At 56.2% G+C, this 23,951-nt stretch carries 16 protein-coding genes and 2 tRNA genes; 6 read left to right on the forward strand and 12 right to left on the reverse strand.

The genetic code is table 11. The features are described from left to right. The first annotated feature begins 251 nt into the window (after positions 1–251). The 3 genes from M0G74_RS02095 to M0G74_RS02105 all read left to right on the forward strand — a co-directional run bounded on the left by M0G74_RS02095 (position 252) and on the right by M0G74_RS02105 (position 4,487). Complete coding sequence (locus M0G74_RS02095; protein WP_248213748.1) at positions 252–2,846, forward strand: TonB-dependent receptor; 2,595 nt, start codon at positions 252–254, stop codon at positions 2,844–2,846. Positions 2,847–2,922: 76 nt separating this feature from the next. Continuing rightward, positions 2,923–3,852 (forward strand): class I SAM-dependent methyltransferase, encoded by a 930-nt coding sequence (locus tag M0G74_RS02100; RefSeq protein ID WP_248213749.1) that lies wholly within the window; start codon positions 2,923–2,925, stop codon positions 3,850–3,852. Between the two features lie 50 nt (positions 3,853–3,902). Then, a complete protein-coding gene (locus M0G74_RS02105) occupies positions 3,903–4,487 on the forward strand; it encodes a MarC family protein (protein WP_160152680.1) in 585 nt (194 codons plus the stop codon). On the opposite strand, the gene M0G74_RS02110 is transcribed toward M0G74_RS02105, so the two are convergent. Beyond that, positions 4,484–4,636 carry a hypothetical protein gene (locus tag M0G74_RS02110; RefSeq protein ID WP_248213751.1) on the reverse strand — a complete coding sequence of 51 codons (153 nt, stop codon included), beginning with the start codon at positions 4,634–4,636 and terminating at the stop codon, positions 4,484–4,486. The genes M0G74_RS02105 and M0G74_RS02110 overlap by 4 nt on opposite strands. 288 nt (positions 4,637–4,924) lie before the next feature. Between M0G74_RS02110 and M0G74_RS02115 the strand changes: the two genes are divergently transcribed. Then, complete coding sequence (locus M0G74_RS02115) at positions 4,925–7,624, forward strand: TonB-dependent receptor (protein ID WP_248213753.1); 2,700 nt, start codon at positions 4,925–4,927, stop codon at positions 7,622–7,624. A gap of 82 nt (positions 7,625–7,706) precedes the next feature. On the opposite strand, the gene M0G74_RS02120 is transcribed toward M0G74_RS02115, so the two are convergent. Next, positions 7,707–8,903 (reverse strand): tetratricopeptide repeat protein, encoded by a 1,197-nt coding sequence (locus M0G74_RS02120; RefSeq protein WP_248213755.1) that lies wholly within the window; start codon positions 8,901–8,903, stop codon positions 7,707–7,709. Between the two features lie 176 nt (positions 8,904–9,079). On the opposite strand from M0G74_RS02120, the gene M0G74_RS02125 reads away from it, so the two are divergent. Continuing rightward, a complete protein-coding gene (locus M0G74_RS02125) occupies positions 9,080–10,609 on the forward strand; it encodes a peptide MFS transporter (RefSeq protein WP_160152676.1) in 1,530 nt (509 codons plus the stop codon). A gap of 71 nt (positions 10,610–10,680) precedes the next feature. Here the strand turns inward: M0G74_RS02125 and M0G74_RS02130 are convergent, their stop codons facing one another. The 10 genes from M0G74_RS02130 to M0G74_RS02175 form a co-directional block, all read right to left on the reverse strand. Next, the gene (locus tag M0G74_RS02130) at positions 10,681–11,505 is read right to left on the reverse strand and encodes a sulfite exporter TauE/SafE family protein (RefSeq protein ID WP_248213757.1); all 825 of its coding nucleotides are present in this window, start codon (positions 11,503–11,505) and stop codon (positions 10,681–10,683) included. Positions 11,506–11,621: 116 nt separating this feature from the next. Then, complete coding sequence (gene pnp, locus M0G74_RS02135) at positions 11,622–13,739, reverse strand: polyribonucleotide nucleotidyltransferase (RefSeq protein ID WP_248213763.1); 2,118 nt, start codon at positions 13,737–13,739, stop codon at positions 11,622–11,624. A gap of 212 nt (positions 13,740–13,951) precedes the next feature. After that, complete coding sequence (gene rpsO, locus M0G74_RS02140; protein WP_160152673.1) at positions 13,952–14,221, reverse strand: 30S ribosomal protein S15; 270 nt, start codon at positions 14,219–14,221, stop codon at positions 13,952–13,954. Between the two features lie 112 nt (positions 14,222–14,333). Further along, positions 14,334–15,284 carry a tRNA pseudouridine(55) synthase TruB gene (gene truB, locus M0G74_RS02145; RefSeq protein ID WP_248213764.1) on the reverse strand — a complete coding sequence of 317 codons (951 nt, stop codon included), beginning with the start codon at positions 15,282–15,284 and terminating at the stop codon, positions 14,334–14,336. Next, positions 15,284–15,691: a 30S ribosome-binding factor RbfA gene (rbfA, locus tag M0G74_RS02150; protein ID WP_160152671.1), complete on the reverse strand. Its 408-nt coding sequence runs from the start codon at positions 15,689–15,691 to the stop codon at positions 15,284–15,286. The genes truB and rbfA overlap by 1 nt, the downstream gene beginning before the upstream one ends. Positions 15,692–15,778: 87 nt before the next feature. Next, positions 15,779–18,598 (reverse strand): translation initiation factor IF-2, encoded by a 2,820-nt coding sequence (infB, locus tag M0G74_RS02155; RefSeq protein ID WP_248213767.1) that lies wholly within the window; start codon positions 18,596–18,598, stop codon positions 15,779–15,781. 145 nt (positions 18,599–18,743) lie between these two features. Then, on the reverse strand, positions 18,744–20,240 hold the full coding sequence (gene nusA / locus M0G74_RS02160) for a transcription termination factor NusA (protein WP_248213769.1): 1,497 nt from the start codon (positions 20,238–20,240) through the stop codon (positions 18,744–18,746). Between the two features lie 172 nt (positions 20,241–20,412). Further along, positions 20,413–20,886, reverse strand: a complete 474-nt coding sequence (gene rimP / locus M0G74_RS02165; RefSeq protein WP_160152668.1) for a ribosome maturation factor RimP — start codon at positions 20,884–20,886, stop codon at positions 20,413–20,415. Positions 20,887–21,116: 230 nt separating this feature from the next. Then, positions 21,117–21,193: transfer RNA gene (locus tag M0G74_RS02170), tRNA-Met, on the reverse strand. A 58-nt stretch (positions 21,194–21,251) separates the two neighbouring features. Continuing rightward, a tRNA-Met gene (locus M0G74_RS02175) sits at positions 21,252–21,328 on the reverse strand. 485 nt (positions 21,329–21,813) lie between these two features. On the opposite strand from M0G74_RS02175, the gene M0G74_RS02180 reads away from it, so the two are divergent. Further along, the gene (locus tag M0G74_RS02180; protein WP_248213771.1) at positions 21,814–23,946 is read left to right on the forward strand and encodes a TonB-dependent receptor; all 2,133 of its coding nucleotides are present in this window, start codon (positions 21,814–21,816) and stop codon (positions 23,944–23,946) included. Positions 23,947–23,951 lie beyond the last annotated feature (5 nt).

Here is a 23,951-nt window from a genome sequence, read left to right on the forward strand (position 1 = left end):
TTTTTTATTCCATGCATGCTCGTCCCCGCCCCTTATTAACCTACCCCGCCCCTTATTAACCTACCCCGCCAGCAAGCTGTCTTACGCGACATTAAGACAAATTCAAAATTTTAATATTTTTATTGAGGGAACTTATTCCCCAACCGTTAAGTACACGTTGGGAAGGAAGTGACCACTTGGGGGTAGTCATTTCCGCAAACGCCAATCCTTGGCAACACACTATAAATCCAACGATCAAGAGAGGATTTACAATGAAAAAGAACATCCTGTCCGTAGCGGTAGCCGCTACGATCATGATTCCTGTCCTGCCTGCGTTCGCACAAGAAGATGCTGCGATGGTGGAAGAGGTAGTAGTAACCGGTTCACGTATCAAGCGCACCAACTTTGACCAAGCTGCGCAAGTAGTGAGCATGGATCGTGGCGACATCGATGCCCTCGGCAACCTGATGATCGCTGACACCCTGCGCAACACCCCGCTGAACTCACTGGGTTCTTTCAACGAACGCTCTGGCAGCTCCGCCCAGTCCAACGCCACCGTTGACCTGCGCGGCCTCGGCTCCCAGCGCAGCTTGGTAATGATCAATGGTCGCCGTATGCCGGGTTCCCCGAACCTGGGTGCTGCGTCCATCAACCTGAACATGATCCCGATGGCCGCTGTGGAGCGCATCGACATCTTGGCTGACGGCGCTTCCGCAGTTTATGGTTCCGACGCTGTTGCCGGCGTAGTCAACCTGATGATGCGCGAAAACTTTGAAGGCATCGAGTTCACTACTCGTCGCGGCGAACGCTCTAACGACGATGGCGCTGAAGAGTCCTTCAGCTTTATCACCGGTATTTCCAGCGATCGCGGCAACATCACCTTCTCTGCCGAGTACAACCACCGCGACCCGATCTTCGACGGCGACCGCAAGTACACCTCTGCGTGGATCCGTGACAATGGCGACGGCCGCCTGGACGCCTACCTGGATACTGATGGCTACTCCTACTACGGCAAGACCATCGAAATCTATGACCCGAACACCGACTACTACAACATTCAGGCTGCCACCAGCTGTGCTGACGATTCCACCTTTATGGAAACCGGTGCAGCGGCCTTTGGTGAACCGGACGGCACTCTTTGTACCTACCCGTACGCCAACATCTCCGCCAACAAGGCCGAGCTGAGCCGTATTAACACCTTCCTGAGTGCTAACTACGAAATCTCCGACAATGTCGAGTTCTTCGCCAATGCGCTCTTCTCCAAAGTTGATTCTTTTGGTCGCTATGCGCCGCCCGCTGCCGCCTGGACTGATATGCCGGCTGACTACGCCGACGTTCCGTTCGACGTAGACGCTCTGCTGGCTGACGGCTCTATCACCGAAGATTACGAGATCACCGGTTACTACCGCTGGACCAACATTGGTCCGCGCGACAACAACGTAACTGACACCCAGTACGACTTCACCTTGGGCTTCCGTGGCGACCTGCCGAATGGCATGAGCTATGAGACCTACGCCCAGAAAGGTCGCTACGAAGTGAAGGAGTTCGGCTCCTACTACCTGTCCTACCCAGGCCTGGACTACGTGCTGAACAACGACCTCGATCCGTTCTCCCCTGAAGGTGCGGCCGCGATGCGCGCCCTGACTTCCCAGAACAACTACACCTCTCAGACCAAGGTCTACGGTCACCTGCAGTTTGACGCTGGCGACTGGTTCGGTGCAGGCGAAACCATCGTCCTGTCCGGTGCCGAGGCTTACACCGTTGAGTACGCCAACAAATACGACAACGCCTCTGAAGCCGGCCTGGTTGGTGGTAGCTCCGGCAACTCCGCTGCCGGTGACCGAGATGTAGCTGCAGTCTTCGCTGAAGCGATCATCCCGGTTATGGACAGAATGGAAGTCAATGCCGCTGTTCGTTACGACAACTACAGTGACTTCGGTTCCAACGTAGCGCCGTCCCTGTCTGCCAGCTACCGCCTGACTGACGCCCTGACCCTGCGCGCCCGTGCCGGTGTAGGCTTCCGCGCCCCCGCCCTGGATGAGCTGTACGGTCCGTCCGCCTTCTCTGCAGAAGACGCTACTGACCCGATGACTGGTCTGTCACGTCAGTGGGATACCTACTACTCCACTAGCGAAGACTTGGAAGCTGAAACCTCAACCTCCATGTCCTTTGGCGGTAACTGGCAGTTCGCCGACAACTGGAGCCTGGACGCCACTCTGTGGAACGTGGAAGTAGAAGACGTGATCATCCAGCCGACGGCTCAGAGCATCTTTTATGCCCTGGCTTCCGGCGTAACCCTGGACCCGGCTAGCGGTATCTACACTACCGGTACTGGCGCACAGCGTGAGTTCTTCTCCCAGACCACCAACGCCGGCGTACTGGACGTATCCGGTTTGGACGTGAAGGTCGACGGCAACTTCGACACCGCATTTGGCCTGATCTCCCTGGGCGGTTTCGTCAGCCACCAGCTGTCCTACGAAACCGACGCCTACTATCAGGGCCCGGTACAGGACATCTCCACTTTCAACCTGTACCCGAACCTGCGTGGCCAGTTCTCCCTGGGCTGGAGCATGGACATGCACTCTGTTGACCTGACCGTCGACTACATTGCGTCCCACGACGAGTTCACCAGCGTTACCGATTCCGGTAGCCTGGAGATGAGCGGTACAGACCTGGATTCCTGGACTACTCTGAACCTGGCTTACAGCCTGTCTACTGAGTCCTTCGGTGCAATCAAAGTTGGTGCTCGCAACCTGACCAACGAAGATCCAGTAATGGACAAAGATGGCAAGTACGCTCGTGACCACTACGACCTGTACGACGCCACTGGCCGCATGGTTTACGCTGAGTACACCATGAGCTTCTAAGAAACTAATGCATTCTTAAGTATTCTTAAGAGTTTGAGGGCCAACAAATGTTGGCCCTTTTTTTATGGAATTTAAAATGGCTCAAAAACACTGGGATGAATTCTGGGAACAAGGGTTCATAACCACCTTCGGAGCACCCCTAGAACACAACTATACGGGGAAGCTCAAAGCCCTGTGGGAGCAGCTTTTCTCGAACTTATGCTCCGGCAACAATCTACTGGATCTGGGAACCGGTAATGGGGCATTACCCTGTATCGCATACAGTGTTCTCAACAAACGCAACAAATCTGTAAACATCCACGCCATCGACAGCGCAAAAATTCCGCCCAACATCACTGCCTCCCCCGAAATCCAGGAGGCCCGTAAAAACATCCAGTTTTCCGGAGAAAGCCCCTGTGAAAGCTTGCGTTTTCCAGACAACAAATTCGATTTAATCACCTCACAATTTGGCATTGAATACAGTAATTGGGCGCAATCGTTACCTGAAGTGTTCCGCGTCTTGAAACCTGGATGCGGATCCCACTTTGTATGTCACAGCCTTAGTTCTGCGTTAATCATTGCAACAAAACAGGACCTGAGCGTTTACAAATCTGCCCTGGAAGAACAGAAGGTTTTCGACCACGCAGCATTATTCGCCCAACAGTTCCAGATGGAGGGGGAGAAAAAATCTACAGCAGCCAGAGCGTTGAATGACTCGATCAATGAGCTAAGATCCCGACACCCCGACCAAGAGCTTTCCCAGATAATCGTTTCGGACCTAAGCCAGCAGCTACGACAACTGAAAACAACACCTCCTGAAATAGTAAAAGAGTCGATCAAAGCCAGAGAAAGAAGCTTTATAGCTGCTCAAGCAAGACAAAAAGACATGCTGAATGCTGCCCTCGACGAAAGTGATGTCACCTACATTCTGCAGCTGGCAAAAAAAATTGGATTCGAATCATGCACAGCAGAAGACTTCTCGCAAGACGGTAATCTGATTGGCGTCTATATTTCATTGACGAAATAGAGGTATCCCGCGTAAGTTCGCGCCGGAAAATTCTATCTAGAGTAGCTACTATGGACACCCTAACCGCCTTTCTCACCCTGCTATTCGTCATGGACCCACTGGGCAATATCCCGGTGTTTCTGGCAGCACTCAAAAATGTCCCGCCAAAGCGCCAGCTCTACGTGATCATGCGGGAGCTGATCTTTGCGCTGATTGTATTGCTGGTATTCCTCTATGCCGGTCGTTTTGTGCTGGCCTGGCTGGGGCTTTCCCAGGAAGCAATACGGATTGCCGGAGCCATCATTCTGTTCCTGATCGCAATCCGCATGGTATTCCCGATCGAAGGCGGGATTATGGGGGAGAGGCTTGAGGGCGAACCCTTCTTTGTTCCACTGGCAGTGCCGCTGGTCGCCGGGCCTTCCACCATGGCGATCCTGATGCTGATGACCAACAGCGAAGGGGAACAATTGTGGAACTGGACACTCGCACTACTGGGAGCCTGGGGCGTATCCGCGGTGATCCTGCTGTCGTCTTCACCGCTGGCACGGCTTCTGGGCAACCGCGGCCTGATTGCCGTTGAGCGACTGATGGGTATGGTGCTGGTTATGTTGGCAGTACAGCTCTTTCTGGACGGAATGAAGCAAAGCCTGAATTAAGGCTTGTTGAAATATTCAACATTATTTTCATCTGGAGGCCCTTTGGCCTCCAGAGTATCCAATAAGCCAATCCCCCCCTCCCCGATACGAAACTCTAATCCCTTCGCCTTCCTGGCAAAATCGATCAAAAAATAACCCAAATCAATCATTTCTCATTTTTTGCACAGTTTCAAAAGTTTTCACTTTAGTTACGTGCATCCTAATTTTTAATTAAACCAAACAACAATTTAATAAAATTTTAAATTTACCGCTAAAACAACACTTCTTAACGCTCACCAAACAACCACACCGATTAAAAACAGAACAAAAAGTATTTTTTATCTGAGATATATGAATGTCAGGTTAGTTCCACATTTCCAATTGATCCTTTAAAGTCACGCCGCACTAAAAATACAACACCCAATAAAAGTGCCTCTAAATACATAAAGGATGCATTTATGATCAAGACCAAGTTGAGTATCGCTATCGCAGCATTCAGCACCCTGGCTACCGCCGGTGTTTCCGCTCAGGAAGCCGTGCCTGGCCCGACTGTTGAAGAAGTGATCGTTACCGGTTCCCGTATTGCACGTGATCCTCTCTCTACTACTGGCCCTATCACTATTGTTGATTCCCAGGCTATCCAGCGCTCCGGCGTTGGCACCATCGACGAGCTGCTGAACCAGTTGCCGTCCATGGGTACCACCGGTATCAACTCGAATGACAACAACGGCGGCATGGGCCTGTCCTTTGTTGACCTGCGCAACCTCGGCTCTGCTCGTACTCTGGTACTGGTAAACGGCCGTCGCTTCGTATCTTCTGCGTCCGGCGTAAGCTCTGCGGTCGATATGAACAATATCCCGGTAGACATGATCGACCGTATTGAAGTACTGACCGACGGTGCTTCTGCGGTATACGGCTCCGACGCCGTTGCTGGCGTAATCAACGTGGTCATGAAGGATTCCTTCGACGGCGTTCGCATCAATGCACGTGCCGGTGGCACCGATGCAGGCGGCGGCGAGAATGGCGATCTGTCCATCACCTTCGGCAACGAAGGCGAGCGCGGCAGCTTTGTTGCCAACATTACCCACGCGCAGCGCGACGAAATTACTTACGACGACCGCAACTGGGCCGGCCTGACCAGCTCCATGGGCCCGAACGGTAATATCTTTACCAACTACGGCAACTTCAGCATTGGCGACGACGGTGTAACCCTCGGCAGCTACGCCGGTTACGACATCGGCCAGCACATGTGGCTGTCTGGCGCTATGGAACGCACCTCTGCGACCGCATCCGGTAAATACTCCATCACCGACAGCGTAGAGCTGTGGGGTGAAGCCAGCTACACCACCAAAACCAGCAACCAGCAACTGGCAGCACAACCGCTGTACGCTGGTAACGGTTTCACCCTGAACCCTGAAACTCACCTGCCTGAAGCAGTTAAGTCTCAGCTGCAGGACGCCTGGGTAAAAGCCGACAACGCTTACCAGATCGAACTGGCCGCTTACAACGCCGCACTGTCTGAGTGGGAATCCCAGGGCAGCCCGGAAGGCCTGAAGCCGACCGCACCGGAAGCCACTCATGGCACCGACTGGGTTGACGGTTTCTCTGACTTCCGTATTCGCCCGGTATCTGGCGGTACTCGTGACTACGAACAGACCACTGACACCTACCGTGTTGCGACCGGTCTGAATGGTGACTTCTCCAATGGCTGGAGCTGGGACACCTTCGTAAGCTACGGCAAAAACGAAGGCGAAAACGTCATCCTGAACTCATACAACAAAACCAAGTTGGAAGAGATCTTCAGCGGCGCGGCAGGTCTGGACTACGATTTCGCCGGTGGCATGAGCCCGGAAATCATGGACTACTTCCGCTACGACGATTACGAAGACAACTCTTACGAGCTGCTGAACGTTGGCGCATCTCTGTCTGGCGACATCGAAGCGATTCAGTTCCAGGGTGGCGCACTGGGCTTTGCTGCTGGTGTTGAATACCGTGAAGAATCCGGTGAATTCAACCCGTCTCCGGAAACCCAGAGTGGCGAAACCTTCGGTAACCAGCAAGACGCTACCGGCGGTGAGTACGACGTAACCGAAGTATTTGCGGAATTCAACCTGCCGATCCTGCAGGGTGCACGCTTCGCAGAAGAACTGACTGCTGACGTTGCGGTTCGTTACTCTGACTTCAGTACCTTCGGTGGTGAGAGCACTGGTAAAGTCGGCATCGTTTACGCACCGGTTGAAGACCTGCGTTTCCGTACCAGCTACTCCACCTCTTTCCGCGCACCGGGCATCTACGAGCTGTACAGCGGTTCTGCACAGAGCTACGAGTACCTGATCGACCCGTGTGACACCAGCGCTGCCAACGAAGACGGCCAGGGCGCAAACTGTGGCATGGTTGGTGCAGGCTTTACCCAAGCCGGTAACCAGGTTCCAACCAACATCGGTGGTAACGAAGAGCTGACTCCGGAAGAAGCGAAAACCTTCACCGCTGGCGTAGTATGGACCCCGAGCTTCGTAGACGACCTGTCCATTACCTTGGACTACTACGACATCAGCATCGAAGACGCGATCACCTCCCCGGACCTGCAGCGTATGCTGGATGACTGCTTCCGTAAGGGTGAAGCAAGCGCATGTCAGTTCGTTACCCGCGGTGCCGGCGATCAGATCGTTGCGCTGGAAGGTGCGAAGATGAACATCGGTCAGATCGACACCCGTGGTGTTGATATCGATATCGTACACAACCTGCACTTCGACGCTGGCCGTCTGGGCCTGCGTGCCCAGGCTTCCCGCCTGCTGGAGTACAACGAGTACAACGAGCAGTCCGGTACTGAAACCAATAACCTGGAGTACGTTGGTACCACCAGTGGTCTGTACGTGAAGTGGCGCGGCCTGGCCAGCGCAACCTGGTACGGCGACGACTGGGACCTGGGTGCTGACATGCAGTACTTCGACGACGGTTACAGCCCCTACCTGCCAGTTAAGTCCATGACTTACCTGAACCTGAAAGCAGGTTGGGACGTAAACGAGTCTACCCGTCTGTCCGCTGGTATTGATAACGTTTCCGACAAGGATCCGCACACTACCTCTGGCAGCGACTGGAACAGCTTCTACGACTTCCAGGGCCGTTACTTCTGGGCTGGTGCTTCTTACCAGTTCTAAGTGATCGACTTTGCGTTGCTGATTTTCAGTCAACACGAAAAAGGGGATGCCAGTGGCATCCCCTTTTTTTGTTGCTTACGTTTTATGGATGGCTTTTCAGGTAATTCAATTTACGGCTGTAAGCCTGTTTGGTACCGGGACTATCCGCTAACGAAAACGCTTCCGTAAAATAGGTTTTGGAATCGTCAAATTCTCCCAAGCGGTAACTGGTGAGCCCCAACAAGAAATAAAAACGGTGGTCGCCCTCGTACTGCCAGATAGCGCGCTTTAACTGCCGTTTGGCGTCCTTGAAATTTCCGTGTTCATACGCATTGCGCGCCTGGTAATAGAGGTAATAAGGGTTGCGCTCGCGATGGTAGCGCGCCCGCTCCGCGTAATAGTCCGCTTGCGCGGTTTTATGCTGTTTTCGATACAGGCGCTCCAGATTACTCATGGCAATGGTGTGGCTACTCTCCAGTTGTAGCGCCTGTAAATAACTCTGCTCCGCCGCGGCGAACCGCTCATTGCGGCTGTAAAAAGCCCCCAGATTGGCCCACAAGTCACTATCACCAGGTCTCAGGGCCAGGGCCTTGCGCAGGTATCGAAAGGCCTGCGGCATATCGCCCTGCTGCATCCACTCCAGGCCGCGATTGCTGTAGTACTGGGCAAAGGCCTCGGTATCCGACAGCTTGCGCTGGTCATAGACCGGGTCGTAAGCGGCCAAATTAAAGTCCACTACCCGGCGACCGCGGGGGCTTTCCGAAACCATATTGATATGGCGGTAGACCACAAACGTCTGGGATTCTTCATGCCCCCACACCGGCGGTACCTCCACCTGGTTGAAGTAGGCCTCAGCGCCCAGCTCCCGCGCCATGGCCACCATCATCACGGTAAAGGCCATACAGTTGCCCTGTTGCTGACGATAGGTTTCGGTGGCGGTCAGTGTCTTATCGGGCTGGTACTCGACGGTGAACTCGCGATGCTCAAAGCCTCGCAACAGGGCTGCCAGACGCTGTTGCGGACTGGCTTGCGGTGCGACATCGGCGAGATACTGGCGCATGGCCGGTGCAAGGCCGAGGATGTCATCTTCCGGTAGCGCGGCGGTATCGATGGGCGCATCAAATAATGCCGCTCCGCTCAATAACCAGCTGAAATCTATCTGGGTCTCGGGTTGTGGTGGCGCACTGGCACAACCCAATAGACCGGCCAGCAACAATCCCAGCAGGGTCCGTTTTAATCCCGCCAACCCTGTGGATGACCAATTTACTGCTACCGGTTCAAGCTTTTCCGGGGTTTTCATCGTTATTTTCCCCATTTCGTGTTCTGAATCCCTGATTTTCCACGATTCCTGTCGCGAAGGAATCCTTTTTGCAGGTTCATTTCCTGTTTCACCTGTAACCATTCGCCTGTTTGTGAGACCACTGTTACACTCAAGTCGATTTAACTATTAAAGCTATAACAACTGGAAACGCTGATATGTCGTCAAATACGCATCAGAATAGTGCCGGCTTTTTCGGCCACCCCAAGGGGCTCTCTACCCTCTTCTTTACCGAAATGTGGGAGCGCATGAGTTACTACGGCATGCGGGCCCTGCTGGTCCTGTTCATGACCGCCAGTCTCCAGGAAGAAGGCCTCGGCTTTACCGTAGCAGCCGCCGCTGCGATTTACGGTCTCTACACCGGTGCCGTCTATTTCCTCGGTCTCCCCGGTGGCTGGATTGCTGACCGCCTCCTCGGCGGCCAGAAGACAGTCTGGTACGGCGGCATCATCATCATGCTCGGCCATATCGTCCTGGCCATTCCCAATGACAGCACTTTCTTTGTCGGCCTGATGCTGGTTGCTTCCGGTACCGGCCTGCTGAAACCCAACATCAGTGCCCTGGTTGGCCACCTCTACGCGCCCGAAGATGTGCGCCGAGACAGTGGTTATGCCATCTACTACATGGGTATCAACCTGGGATCCTTCATTGGTTACTTTGTCTGCGGCTTCTTTGGTGAAAGCATTGGCTGGCACTGGGGCTTTGGCGCCGCAGCGGTGGGTATGGCGATCGGCCTGATCCAGTACCGCCTGACCATTGCCAATCTGGGCGATGCCAGCCTCAAACCAGAAAACCCCCTGTCTGAGCGCGGCGCCAAGCGCGCATGGCAGCTGATTGGTGCCGCTATCACCGTTGCCGCGGTGATCGCCGCCCTGGCTCTGACTGGCCAGATCACCATCAACCCGGTGGTCATTGCCCAGTATGTTGCGGTCGTATTCTCCCTGACATTCTTTGCCTATTACGGCTTCATCTACTTCGCCGGCAACCTCACCACTGCCGAGAAGAAGCGTATGTGGGCACTGTTTCTGGTGTGTCTGGCCTCGGCCTGTTTCTGGTCCGGTTTCGAACAGGCGGGCTCCTCCCTGAACCTGTTCGGCCGCGACTACACCGACCGCCTTGTCGGCGCATTTGAAATGCCGGCGTCCTGGTTCCAGAGTGCCAATGCGCTGTTCATCATCCTGCTGTCGCCGTTCTTTGCTGCCCTGTGGATCAACCTGGGCAAGCGCATGATCACCCCGTCCTACAGCGTGAAATGCGCGATTGGCCTGATCATCATGGCGTCCGGCTTTATCGTGATGTTCTTTGCGGCTCAGTACGCCGCGCAGGGCCTCAAGGTAGCGCCTTACTGGCTGATCACCACTTACTTCCTGCACACGGTTGGTGAGCTGTGCCTGAGCCCGGTTGCCCTGAGTGCGGTGAGCAAGCTATCCCCGCGCCGCTTTGCCGGCCAGATGATGGGTGTGTTTGTACTTACTTACTCCATCGGCAACATTATCTCTGGCCTGCTGGCGGGTAACTTCGACCCCGAGAATATCCAGGAGCTGCCGAACCTGTACCTGCAGATCGCACTGTTCAGCATCGGTATCGGTATCATCCTCGCGCTGATCGGCCTGAAATCCAAAGGCTGGGAAGGCATGCAGGAATCCGGCGAAGAGGAAGCCAAAGAAGGAAAAGCGGTTACCGCCTGATCTTCAACTTCCGAACCATAAAAAAAGGCCGCTGTGGACAACCACAGCGGCCTTTTTAATTCCGGCAAGATTCAACCGAAAACAACGCCATAGTTGAGCCAGATAAAACGGGCCCCGATGACAAACAAGAGGCCGGCAAAACAGTTCTTCAGTAACTGGGGCGACAGCTTGTGGGCGATGTGCGCTCCCAGACGGGCAAATACCGTACTGGTCAGGACTATGCCGAAAAACGCCGGCCAGTAGATATAACCGCTACTCCACTCCGGCAGCAGACTGTTGTGCCAACCCTGTACCGCAAAACTCAAGGCCCCGGCAATCGCAATCGGCAGTCCACAAGCGGCAGAGGTTGCCACCGCGCGCTGCATGATCACATGGCAGCGGGACAGGAAGGGGACGGTTAGTGAGCCCCCACCTATGCCGAAGATTGCCGACGCCCAGCCAATAAAGGCACCGACAGCTGATAGACCTACCTTTCCTGGCAGGCGGCTGCCATCGGTCGGCAACTGCGCCTTGCGCAACCCATCCAGCCACATCTTGATCCCGATGCCCACCGCAAACACACCGATCAGTAATTGCAGCCAGGGGCCGGAGAGCCAGTCCGCGGTCATACCGCCGAGCCAGGAGCCCAGCAGAATTCCCGGCGCCATGGTAGCCACAATATTCCAGTCCACCGCACGTTTGCCGTGATGGGCCCTGACCGAACTGATGGAGGTGACAATAATCGTGGCCAGGGAGGTACCGACCGCCATATGGGTGAGAATTTCCGGGGCTATACCCTGGGCGGTGAACACCAGTACCAGCGCCGGCACTATGATCAGCCCGCCGCCAACACCAAAGAGACCGGCGATGGTGCCCGCACCGATTCCCACCAGCAGATAAATCAGTAGTACTTCCATTATTTTTCCGTTTTCTGGGTTAGTTCTTTTAGAAGCGCCAATTTACAGGCAAAAAAAACGGTGGCCTATAGCCACCGTTTTCTCAATGCCCTGCAAGCAGGTCATTCCCGGAGGGATTACTCCTCGCCGGTCGCCTCATCAGCTTCTGCCGCTGCGTCCGCATTGGCTTCCTTGATGGACAGCTTGATGCGGCCGCGCTGGTCTACGTCCAGCACCTTCACTTTGACCATCTGGCCTTCGCTCAGGTAATCGGATACCGCATTGACACGCTCTTCCGCGATCTGGGAGATGTGTACCAGGCCGTCTTTACCCGGCAGGAAGTTTACGAATGCGCCGAAGTCGACGATACGTACAACCTTACCTTCGTAGATAGCGCCGATCTCGGCTTCCGCAGTGATTTCCTCGATACGGGTAACTGCCGCTTCCAGGCTCTCACCGTCTTCACCAAACACCTTGATGCTGCCGTCGTCTTCGATGTCGATGGAAGCACCGGTTTCTTCGGTGATGGAGCGGATGGTAGCACCACCTTTACCTATCACGTCGCGGATCTTGTCCGGATGGATCTTCAGGGTCGCGTAGCGCGGTGCATTCTCATTCACCACGGTACGGGATTCACCGATCACCTTGTTCATTTCTGCCAGGATGTGCAGACGCGCGTGCAGAGCCTGCTCCAGGGCAGTCTCCATGATCTCTTCGGTGATACCTTCGATCTTGATGTCCATCTGCAGCGCGGTTACACCAGAAGCGGTACCGGCTACTTTGAAGTCCATATCGCCCAGGTGGTCTTCATCACCCAGGATATCGGTCAGAACCGCGAAGCCGTCGTCTTCCTTCACCAGGCCCATGGCAATACCGGCAACCGGTGCTTTCAGCGGTACACCCGCATCCATCAGTGCCAGGCTGGAACCACATACGGACGCCATGGAGCTGGAACCGTTGGATTCGGTGATCTCGGAAACCACACGCAGGGTGTAGGGGAAAGATTCCGGGTTCGGCAGTACCGCTGCGATACCGCGACGCGCCAGACGGCCGTGGCCGATTTCACGACGACCAGTAGCGCCTACACGACCCGCTTCACCTACAGAGTAGGGAGGGAAGTTGTAGTGCAGCATGAAGTAGTCTTTGCGCTCGCCTTCGAGGGCGTCGATGATCTGCGCATCGCGGGTAGCGCCCAGAGTGGCAACGACCAGCGCCTGGGTTTCACCACGGGTGAACAGTGCGGAGCCGTGGCCTTTCGGCAGTACGCCAACTTCCACGTTGATCGGGCGCACGGTCTTGGTGTCGCGGCCGTCGATGCGCGGCTCGCCGCGAACCACGGAACCGCGTACGGTTTTCTTCTCGAGCTTGCCGAAGTAGCTTTTTACCACGCCGGCATCCACTTCTTCGGTGGCCAGGGCTTCAGCGGCTTCGTTGCGCAGCTCCGCCAGGCGGGTGGTGCGCTGCTGCTTGTCGGTGATTTTGTAAGCTTCGGCCACTTTCTCGCCGAACTGGGCTTCCAGAGCGGATTTCAGCTCTTCGTTCACCGCTTCCGGCTGCCAGTCCCAGGTGGGCTTGCCCGCTTCTGCTTTCAGCTCTTCACAGACTTTAACAACCGCCTGCATTTCCTGGTGGGCAAACAGTACCGCGCCCAGCATGATGTCTTCCGGCAGCTCTGCAGCTTCGGATTCCACCATCAGGACCGCGTCCTTGGTGCCCGCTACAACCATGTCCAGCTCGGACTCTTTCAGGGCTGCGTAGCCCGGGTTCAGCAGGTAGCCATCTTTTTCGGTGTAACCCACGCGCGCCGCGCCAATCGGGCCACCGAAGGGGATACCGGATACGGACAGTGCCGCAGAGGTACCGATCATGCCGGCGATATCCGGATCCACGTCTTTTTCCGCGGACAGTACGGTGATCATCACCTGTACTTCATTCATGAAGCCATTCGGGAATAGCGGGCGAATCGGGCGGTCGATCAGGCGGGAAGTCAGGGTTTCTTTCTCTGACGGGCGGCCTTCACGCTTGAAGAAGCCACCGGGAATCTTGCCGGCCGCATAGGCCTTCTCTTGATAGTGCACAGACAGCGGGAAGAAGCCCTGATCTGGCTTGGCTTCTTTGGCGCCGACTACGGTACACAGCACAACGGTCTCACCCATGGTGACCAGCGCTGCGCCGGTTGCCTGACGTGCGATACGGCCGGTCTCGATGGTGACCTTCTGATTTCCGTACTGGAATGTTTTGGTTACTGGATTCACTAGACTCTTTCCTGTTTCCTTACGGCTGCTGGCCCATTCCAACAGCCCCTACAGTTGTCCGCCTGCCTTCAACAAAACAAATAAGAGGCAGACGAATGCACCGGACGCACTTTATTGATTGGCCCGGCATTCCCGTGGCAAATATAGCTGCCCCGGAAAATTCGAATTCTAAAAAGAAGAATGCCCGCCATAAGGCGGGCATTCCCAGGGTCTTAGCGACGCAGGCCGAGCTTGGCGATCAGCTGAGCGTAACGGTTCAGATCCTTGCGCTTCAGGTAGTCCAGCAGCTTACGACGCTGGTTTACCATGCGGATCAGACCACGACGGGAGTGGTGGTCTTGCTTGTGAGAAGCAAAGTGACCCTGAAGCTTGTTGATGTTGGCAGTCAGCAGGGCTACCTGGACTTCCGGAGAACCGGTGTCGCCTTCAGCTTGGCCGTGCTCTTTCAGGATGGCTGCTTTTTCGATTGCAGACAGTGCCATAACGAATTACCTCGTTCGTAACATGCTTTAAAGATTCGGCTGGCCCGTGCATGTTTACAGACTAGCTAGTCATTGCATTACCTGGAATCCCCTGCGAGCAGGTTCCTACAGGTTATTTTACCAACCGACGGGGTGCGACCCGTCCGTCATCAGTAATCTCACCAACGCCTAGAAATTCACCACTTTCCAGGAAGAGGCGCACCATATCACCTTCATCGCCCAAGCGATAGACCTGTAGATCCATCACCGGCTGCCCCTGTCGCAGATAGTAACCCGTGTCGTCCGCAAGGATCATTTTGGGCAGTCCTGAGGCGGGAGAATCCGCCGGCAGCAGGTGGTGATCCAGCACTTCTGCGCGATCCTCCCCCCGCTCCGCGGTCAATTCATCCAGGGTGACCGAGTCGTCTTCATGGTAGGGGCCGGCAGCAATACGGTGCAGCTTCTCCACGAAAGCACCGACGCCCAGCGCCTTGCCCAGATCTTCCGCCAGACTGCGCACATAGGTGCCCTTGGAGCAGTGCACTTCCACTACCGCACGCGGCAGCTTATCCGGGGAATCGGAGCCCGGGGTGAAGTCCACCAGCTCGTAGGAATAGATTTCCACCTCGCGGGCTGCCCGCTCCACCTCGATACCCTGGCGCGCCAGCTTGTACAACGGCTGCCCGTTGTGCTTGAGGGCCGAGTACATGGACGGGACCTGGCTAATGGTGCCGCGGAAAGCACCCATGGCGTCCCGCACCTGCTGCTCGGTGAGACCGGACGCATCGCTGGTGGCAACGACATCTCCATCAGCATCGCCAGTCTCAGTGGTCATGCCAAAGCAAAAGGTGCTGCGGTAGCGCTTGTCCGCATCCAGCAGATACTGGGAAAACTTGGTTGCCTCACCAAAACACACCGGCAACACACCTGTTGCCAGCGGGTCCAGGGCGCCGGTGTGCCCCGCGCGGTTGGCGAAGAACAGGCGTTTGGCTCTTTGCAGGGCATCGTTGGCAGAAATTCCAGCAGGCTTGTTCAGCAACAAGACGCCGTCGATCTGCCGTCCCCATTTTGGTCTGCGGCCCATCAGTCGTTCTGTTCGCTGCTATCGTCTGTGTCGTCGTCAGACTTCTGCTGGTCAGACTTGACCGCCTTGTCGATCAGCGCCGAGAGGTGCTGGCCGCGTACAGAGGTTTCATCGTAGCGGAACTGCAAACGAGGAATGGTACGGATCTGAATCTCTTTGGCGAGCTGGCTGCGCAGGAAGCCGGCGGCCTTGTTCAGCGCTTCCATGGAGATATCAATTTTGCTTCGATCGTCTTCGCCAACCAGGGTAACAAACACCTTGGCTGTGGTGAGGTCGCGACTGACTTCAACGTCGTTGACATTGACCATGCCAACCCGGGGGTCACGCACTTCGTGTTGAATCAGGCGGGCCAGCTCGCGGCGCATGGCATCGGCGACGCGGTCGGCGCGGTGGAATTCTTTGGCCATTTTTTACCTATTCAGAATGGCAAATTCGCCTGAGCGCAGGCTCCTACGAAAGCTCCGTAGAAACCTGCCCTCAGGCGAAAGAGAACATTAGAGTTCGCGGGCTACCTTAACGATGTCAAAGACTTCGATCTGATCGCCAGGCTTGACGTCATTGTAGTCTTTCACCCCGATACCACACTCCATGCCGTTACGAACGTCCTGTACGTCGTCTTTGAAGCGACGCAGGGATTCCAGTTCGCCCTGGTAAATCACCACGTTGTCACGCAGTACACGGATGGGCTTGTTGCGGTACACGGTACCCTCGGTAACCATACAGCCGGCGACAGCGCCGAACTTGGGCGAACGGAATACGTCGCGCACTTCGGCGATACCGACGATTTCTTCGCGCACTTCCGGATCCAGCATGCCAGACAGGGCCTGCTTCACTTCGTCCAGCAGGTTGTAGATCACGCTGTAGTAACGGATCTCGACGCTCTCGGTTTCCGCCAGCTTGCGTGCAGCAACATCCGCACGGGTGTTGAAGCCGATAACGATGGCACCGGAGGTCAGGGCCAGGTTGATGTCGTTTTCGGCAATACCGCCGACACCGCTGGAAACCACATTGACGGAAACTTCTTCGTTGCCGATATCCGCCAGTGCAGACAGGATCGCCTCGAGAGAACCGCGCACGTCGGCCTTGACCACAATCGGCAGTACTTTCTTCTCGCCGGCTTCCATGTTCGCAAACATGTTTTCCAGCTTGGCCGCCTGCTGGCGCTGCATACGCTCGGTGCGCTCTTTAGTCGCGCGCTGCTCGGCCACTTCACGGGCTTTACGCTCGTCAGCGACCACCAGGAACTCATCACCCGCATTCGGGGTAGAGTCGAGGCCCAGCAGTTCCACCGGGGTGGACGGACCTGCATCTTTTACGGATTTACCCAGCTCGTTGGTCATGGCGCGTACGCGACCGTAGCTCTGGCCCGCCAGCACGATGTCGCCACGCTTCAGCTCGCCGTTTTGTACCAACAGAGTAGCAACAACACCGCGACCTTTTTCCAGGCGCGCTTCGATCACAACACCGCTGGCCGGTACGCCGATCTTCGCTTTCAGTTCGAGCATTTCAGACTGCAGGGAAACCGCTTCCAGCAGCTCGTCGATGCCCTGGCCAGTGTGCGCAGACACCTCGATGAACTGAGTGTCGCCACCCCAGTCTTCCGGGATAACGTCTTTGGCTGCCAGTTCGTTCTTAACACGATCCGGATCCGCTGCTTCTTTGTCGCACTTGTTGATGGCGACAACCAACGGCACACCCGCGGCCTTGGAGTGGGCAATGGCCTCTTCGGTCTGCGGCATAACGCCGTCATCCGCAGCTACGACCAGAATAACCACGTCGGTAGCCTGGGCACCGCGCGCACGCATGGCGGTAAACGCGGCGTGTCCCGGGGTATCCAGGAAGGCAATTTCGCCCTGGCTGGTTTTCACCCGGTAGGCACCGATATGCTGGGTAATACCACCGGCCTCACCGGAAGCCACCTTGGTTTTACGAATGTAATCCAGCAGCGAGGTTTTACCGTGGTCAACGTGACCCATTACGGTCACAACCGGCGCACGGGAGGTTTCTTCACCTTCCACGCTCTGGGACTGGGCAACCAGCTTTTCTTCCATTTCGTTTTCAGAGCGCAGTACCACGGTGTGGCCCAGCTCTTCAACCAGCAGGGTTGCGGTATCGCGATCCAGGCTCTGGTTGATGGTGACCATTTCACCCATCTTCATCAGGCGCTTGATCAGCTCACCGGCCTTGATATTTAACTGCTTGGCGAGATCACCCACGGTGATGGTTTCGCCCAGTTGCACTTCGTACACTTGCTTTCCTGTCGGCCGTTTAAAGCCGTGCGTATTCTTGACTTTCAGCGTCGGGCGCGACAGAGAGCGCGTGCTGCGTTTCTCATCTTCGTCGCTCTCGAAAACTTCCAGCGCCGCATCATACAGAGAGGTCTTGCTGGACTTTTTCGGGCCAGACTTGCCGCGGCGGCTGCGACGCTTGCGAGGTTCGTCGTCATCGCGGTCTTCGGTGACCGCTTCATGTTTACGACGCAGGGCGGGCTTGGCAGCATCGCCATCCGCAGACGCGGCAGGCTTCTGTTGCTTGGCTTTTTCAGCGCGCTCCTTCTGCTCCTGCTCAAGGCGATTGCGTTCGGCTTCTACGCGGGCCTTCTTCTCTTCCAGCTCGGCAGCTTCGCGCTCGTCTTCTTTCTTGCGGCGCTCCATGGCAGCAATACGCATGGCTTCGATATCGTCCACGTAAGTGGAGCGAACCGGCGCTGGCGCGGGCTTGGGCTTGGCTTCAGGGGCAGCTTTCGGTGCGGGCTTTTCTTCCGCTTTTTCAGTAGCGGCTTCGGCCTTGGCTTCCGCTTGCTCGACCGCTTTGGCTTCCGCCTCGGCCTTCGCTTTGGCTTCGGCCTCCTGCTTGGCCTTGGCTTCTTCTTCCGCCTTGGCTTTTGCTTCGGCTTCTGCCGCTTCTTTCTCTAGACGGGCGCGCTCTGCCGCGGCCTGCTCTGCCGCGGCCAGCTCTTCCTCAGCCTTCTGCAGTGCGGAGGTATCCAGTTCTGGCTCTGCCTGCTCAGCTTCGTCGGCGCGTTTAACGTAGGTGCGCTTCTTACGCACTTCCACATTCACGGTCTTGCGGCCGGTGCCAGAGCCGGTCTTCAGCGTGGTGGTGGTTTTGCGCTTGAGGGTAATTTTCTTCGGTGCAGCACTCTGCTCCCCGTGACTACTTTTCAGGAAGTTGAGCAGGACCTGCTTTTCTTCCGCAGATACGGACGCATCCGCTGAAGTGTGGGGCAAACCCGCTTCCCGCATCTGCTTGAGCAGACGCTCCTCGGTGGCACCAACCGATTTGGCGAGTTCGCTAACTGTTACTTCGGCCATTCTCTCTCCTAAAAAGTCTCTTAGTAGCGGAGCAGTATCAGTTCATTGTACTGCTCCACCCTTGGCCTGCTTGGCAGGCAATTCGGGGCGCGCGCTTTGCAGCAGCGCGCGGGGCCGGGCTTGCACCCGGCACGGGGCATTAAGCTTATTGATCACTGTCGTCGGCGAACCAGGGTTCGCGAGCTTTCATGATCAGCGCAGCGGCGCGCTCCTCGTCCATGCCTTCAATATCCAGCAGGTCATCCACGGCCTGCTCGGCCAGATCTTCCATGGAGGCAACGCCACGGCTGGCGAGCTGGAACGCCAACTGGCGATCCATACCTTCCATATTCAGCAGATCTTCCTGCGGCTCAGAGGCATCCAGCTGCTCTTCCGAGGCCAGCGCCTGGGTCAGCAGTGCATCCTTGGCGCGCGCACGCAGTTCTTCGGCGATATCTTCATCGAAACCGTCGATGGCCAGCATCTCTTCGATGGGCACATAGGCCACTTCTTCGAGGGTGGTGAAGCCTTCATCGACCAGCACACCGGCGACGTCTTCGTCGATGTCCAGACGCTCCATGAAGGTTTCCATGATGCTGCCGGATTCCGCTTCCTGTTTGTTCTGCCAGTCTTCAATGCTCATCACATTGATCTGCCATTCAGTCAGCTCGGATGCCAGGCGTACGTTCTGGCCGCTGCGGCCGATGGCCATGGCCAGATTCTCTTCCGCAACCGCGACATCCATAGAACCGGCATCTTCGTCCACCACGATGGACTCGATTTCTGCTGGCGCCATGGCATTGATGACGAACTGGGCGGGATTGTCGTCCCACAGCACGATATCCACACGCTCACCGGACAGCTCGTTGGAAACCGCCTGAACCCGAGCACCACGCATACCCACACAAGCACCCACCGGATCGATACGGCCATCGTTGGTGTTTACGGCAATCTTGGCGCGCAGGCCCGGATCGCGGGCAGCGCCGCGGATTTCAATCACCTGCTCGGCGATTTCCGGCACTTCAATACGGAACAGCTCGATCAGCATCTCCGGGCAGGAGCGGCTCAACATCAGCTGCGGGCCGCGAGCTTCCGGCTGGATTTCCAGCAGGATGGCGCGCACACGGTCACCGAGGCGGAAAATTTCGCGACCAACCAGCTGGTCGCGGGGCAGACGCGCTTCGGCGTTGTTGCCCAGATCGACAGCGATAAAGTCGCGGGTTACTTTCTTGACGGTACCGCTCACCAGTTCGCCAACGCGATCGCGATACTCGTCGACAATCTTGGCGCGCTCGGCTTCACGCACCTTCTGCACGATCACCTGCTTGGCAGTCTGCGCAGCGATGCGACCAAACTCGACGTTTTCCACCTGCTCGCGATAAACATCACCGGCTTTCAGCTCAGTGTCTTTTTCGTGGGCTTCTTCCAGAGTGAACTGGGTGCCCAGCTCGGCGAGCGTCTCGTCGTCGACCACTTCCCAGCTGCGGAAAGTTTCATAGTCACCGGTACGGCGATCAATGATCACCTGAATGGTGGAGTCTTCGTCGTAGCGCTTCTTGGTGGCCGTTGCGAGGGCCGCCTCAATTGCCTGGAAAATAATATCCCGGTCAACGCCTTTCTCGTTGGAAACCGCTTCGGCTACCAGCAAGATTTCTTTGTTCATGCAGCTGCCTCTTCAAAACGCTACGTGCTGTAATCCAATGCTCAAGTGAAGCCCTATCTGGCTGCATCACTCATTACGTCTGCATTGCCCTTAACTATTTAACAAAAGAAACATCTAAAACATTTACCGGAATCAAACTCGCAATATCCAAGCTGATTCCAGTGCGAACCGCTTATTTTTTTCCGCTTTCAAACTGCGGAATGATGTTCGCCTTTTCAATACTGTCGATCGGCAGCAGATACTCATTTTCGCTGTCGATACGCAAAACAACTTCATCGCCTTCAACGCCAGCCAGTAGGCCACGCCACTTGCGCTGGCCGTCCAGCGGCATGCGCAAACGGAGTTCCACCTGGGCGCCAATAAAGCGCTGGTATTGCTCAAGCTTGTACAGTGGTCGATCCATCCCCGGGGAGGACACCTCCAGGGTGTACTTACTGGTGATGGGATCTTCCACATCCAGCACTGCGCTGACCTGGCGACTGACCTTCTCGCAGTCTTCCACGGCGATTCCGCGCTCTGCGTCGATGTAAATACGCAGCAGGGCGTTGCGACCGTGGGTCTGGTAATCAATCCCCCACAGTTCGCAATCCAGTGATTCGACCACTGGAGCCAGAAGCTCTTCTAAAAGTTCGCGCTTGCTTGCCATATCACCACTTTGCCTCGAGGGCGTGTCAGCTGTATTGCGATCTGCCGACGCAGAGTACAAAAACAAAAAATGGGCAGCGGAGCTAGCCCACGGTCCGAATGAGAAACCGCGGCGCCGACTCCCGGCCCATTCGGATGGCAACCCCGGAGACCGGTTTGCCGCAGATACGAAAAAGCCCCTAACAGGGGCTTTTACTGCGCAAAAGCACCCTGAAGTACTTTTGCAAAATTTGGTAGCGGGGGCAGGATTTGAACCTACGACCTTCGGGTTATGAGCCCGACGAGCTACCAGGCTGCTCCACCCCGCAACAACATCCAAGGGGTTTTAACAACCACTTTCACTTCATCAAAGTATAAGTGGAAATTTGGTAGCGGGGGCAGGATTTGAACCTACGACCTTCGGGTTATGAGCCCGACGAGCTACCAGGCTGCTCCACCCCGCACCAACAACCCTAGAAACCGAACCTGGTAAGACTTTCGATTTCTTGCGGTGGGTTGCCCCAACCGCTCAGAGGCTGCGCATTCTAGGGGCGAGCCCCGGGCGAGTCAAGCCGCTTGTGGCATTAATTTTCACACCGGCTATTTCCGGGGCGGGAACCCTTAAACCCCCTCAGCAAAGCCCACCTTTGCTTCAGATCCCACATTATAAGAAGAAACAACGCCGCTTCGCGGTGCCCATTTGCGCCATTTGAAGAGTGCAGCAGCTCCGTTCACCAATCTCCCGGCTCAGACACCCGTACACGCAGATATATAAAAGAAGTCACCTGCTTTTCGGTCATCGATTGAAATTGATATTAATTCTCATTTTATTTAGTATCGCCACCCAAATTGCGGTGTGAATTTAAAGCCGCCAGAGGCCCGGCAAACGGGCTTCTCTGCCAGCAGTAAATGCAGAAAAACGACGAAGACGATTCAAGGAGCTTCCCCCATGTTCAAGCTGAAAAAGACTTCCCTGGCTCTGGCGATTGCCGCCTGCAGCACCGCCTACGCCATCCCGGGTGCCGTCGCCCAGGAAGCCAAAAGCGATAGCCAGCGTATCCATGAAGAAGTCGTCGTTACTGCCAGCCGTACCGAGAAGCCCCTGAGTGCCATTCCGAATACCGTGACCCTGATCGGCAAGGAAGAACTGAACCAGCAGATGGCCGCGACCAGCGACCTGTCCACCATCCTCGGCAACCTGATCCCAAGCTTCTCGCCCAGCCGCCAGAAGATGACCAGTTCCGGTGAGAGCCTGCGCGGCCGCAAGCCGCTGTACCTGATTGACGGTGTGCCCCAGTCCAACCCCCTGCGAGACGGTGGACGCGACGGTCACACTATTGACCCGCTGATGCTGGAGCGCGTGGAGGTGATCCACGGCGCCAACGCCATCCACGGCATGGGAGCCTCCGGCGGCATCATCAACCTGATTACCCGCACCCCCAGCAGTGATGAATTCCAGCAAAGCTTCCGCGTGGAGTCCTCGCTCCAGCCCAGCGAGCTGAGCGACACCCTGGGTTACAACGGCAGCTACAGCCTGTCTGGCAAGGTAGACGCGGTCGATGTACTGGCCAGTGTCAGCTACCGCAACACCGGTATCAGCTATGACGCCAACGGCGATATTGTCGGCTTCGACAATACCCAGGGCGACACCATGGACAGCGATACCATCAACGCGTTCATCAAGACCGGCTACAGCTGGGATGACCAGCGAGTGCAGTTGACCGTCAACCACTTCCTGGTAGAAGGCAACAATAACTGGCTGAGCGTGAATGGCGATATCAGCGAAGGTATCCCGACCACAGCCATCGAGGCCGACGTACCGGGTAAATCTCCCTCCAACGAAGTCACCACGATCAACCTGCAGTACAGCAAGGAAGACTTCCTCGGCCAGAAACTGCGCGCGCAGGTGTTCTCACAGGATTTCGCCGGCACTTACGGCGGCACTCCCAGCGGCACATTCCAGGACCCGGCGTATGGTGAAGTGGTCTTCGACCAGTCCCAGAACAACTCGGAAAAGCGCGGTCTGAAACTGACCCTGATCAAGGACGATATTGCCGGCGCGCCGGTGAGCCTGGCCTACGGTGTGGACCTGCTGCAGGACGAAACCTGGCAGCAGCTGATCCTGACCGGTCGCGCCTGGGTTCCGCCGACCCAATACAAGAACATCGCGCCTTACGCGCAGGCCGAGTTCAGCGGTATCGAGAAGATGACCATCACCGCCGGTGTGCGCCACGAGATCTCCGAGCTGCAGGTCGACGACTTCACCACCCTGTATTCCTATAACGGCGGTCAGTTCGTCAAGGGCGGCAATCCGGAGTTCAGCGAGACCCTGGGCAACATCGGTGCAACCTATGTGATCACCGATGGCCTGCGGATTTATGCCAATTACTCCGAAGGCTTCTCCATGCCGGATGTGGGCCGGGTACTGCGCGGTATCAATCAGCCGGACCAGGATGTGGAAAGCTTCCTCGATATGCAGCCGATCCTGACCGAGAACCAGGAGCTGGGCCTGGACTTCACCAGCGGGCAATTCGGCCTGCAGGCGGCTTACTATTCTTCTGACTCGGACTTCGGCCAGCGTCTGGCACTGGGCAGCGATGGCATCTACAGCGTAAGCCGGGAAAAAACCGACATCGATGGTTTGGAGCTGCGCGGCCAGTGGTTCGCCAGCGACACCGACACCCTCGAAGCCCGCTATGCCTACACCAAAGGCCGCTATGACTCCAACGGTGATGGCAAAGTGGACACCGACCTGGACGGCCGCAATATCGCCCCCAACCGTTTCAACCTGAGCTGGGCACGCAGCTGGAGTGACACCTTCAGCACCCGTCTGCAGGCCAACTGGCTGCTGGACCGGGACTTCGAAAATGCCGCGGGTGAAGTCACCAAAGAATTTGACGGCTACACCATTATTGATGCCAGCGCGCAACTGCAGGCACTGGGCGGTGAATTCGCACTGGGTTTACAGAACCTGACCAATGAAGACTACTTCACTTACTACTCCCAGACCGCGGGCAACGACATCCGCAACTTCAAAGGTCTTGGACGCAGTGTGAACCTGTCTTACTCCAAGGTGTTCTGATCAAG

It is taken from the genome of Microbulbifer sp. CAU 1566, from assembly GCF_023156515.1.
Taxonomy (GTDB): domain Bacteria; phylum Pseudomonadota; class Gammaproteobacteria; order Pseudomonadales; family Cellvibrionaceae; genus Microbulbifer.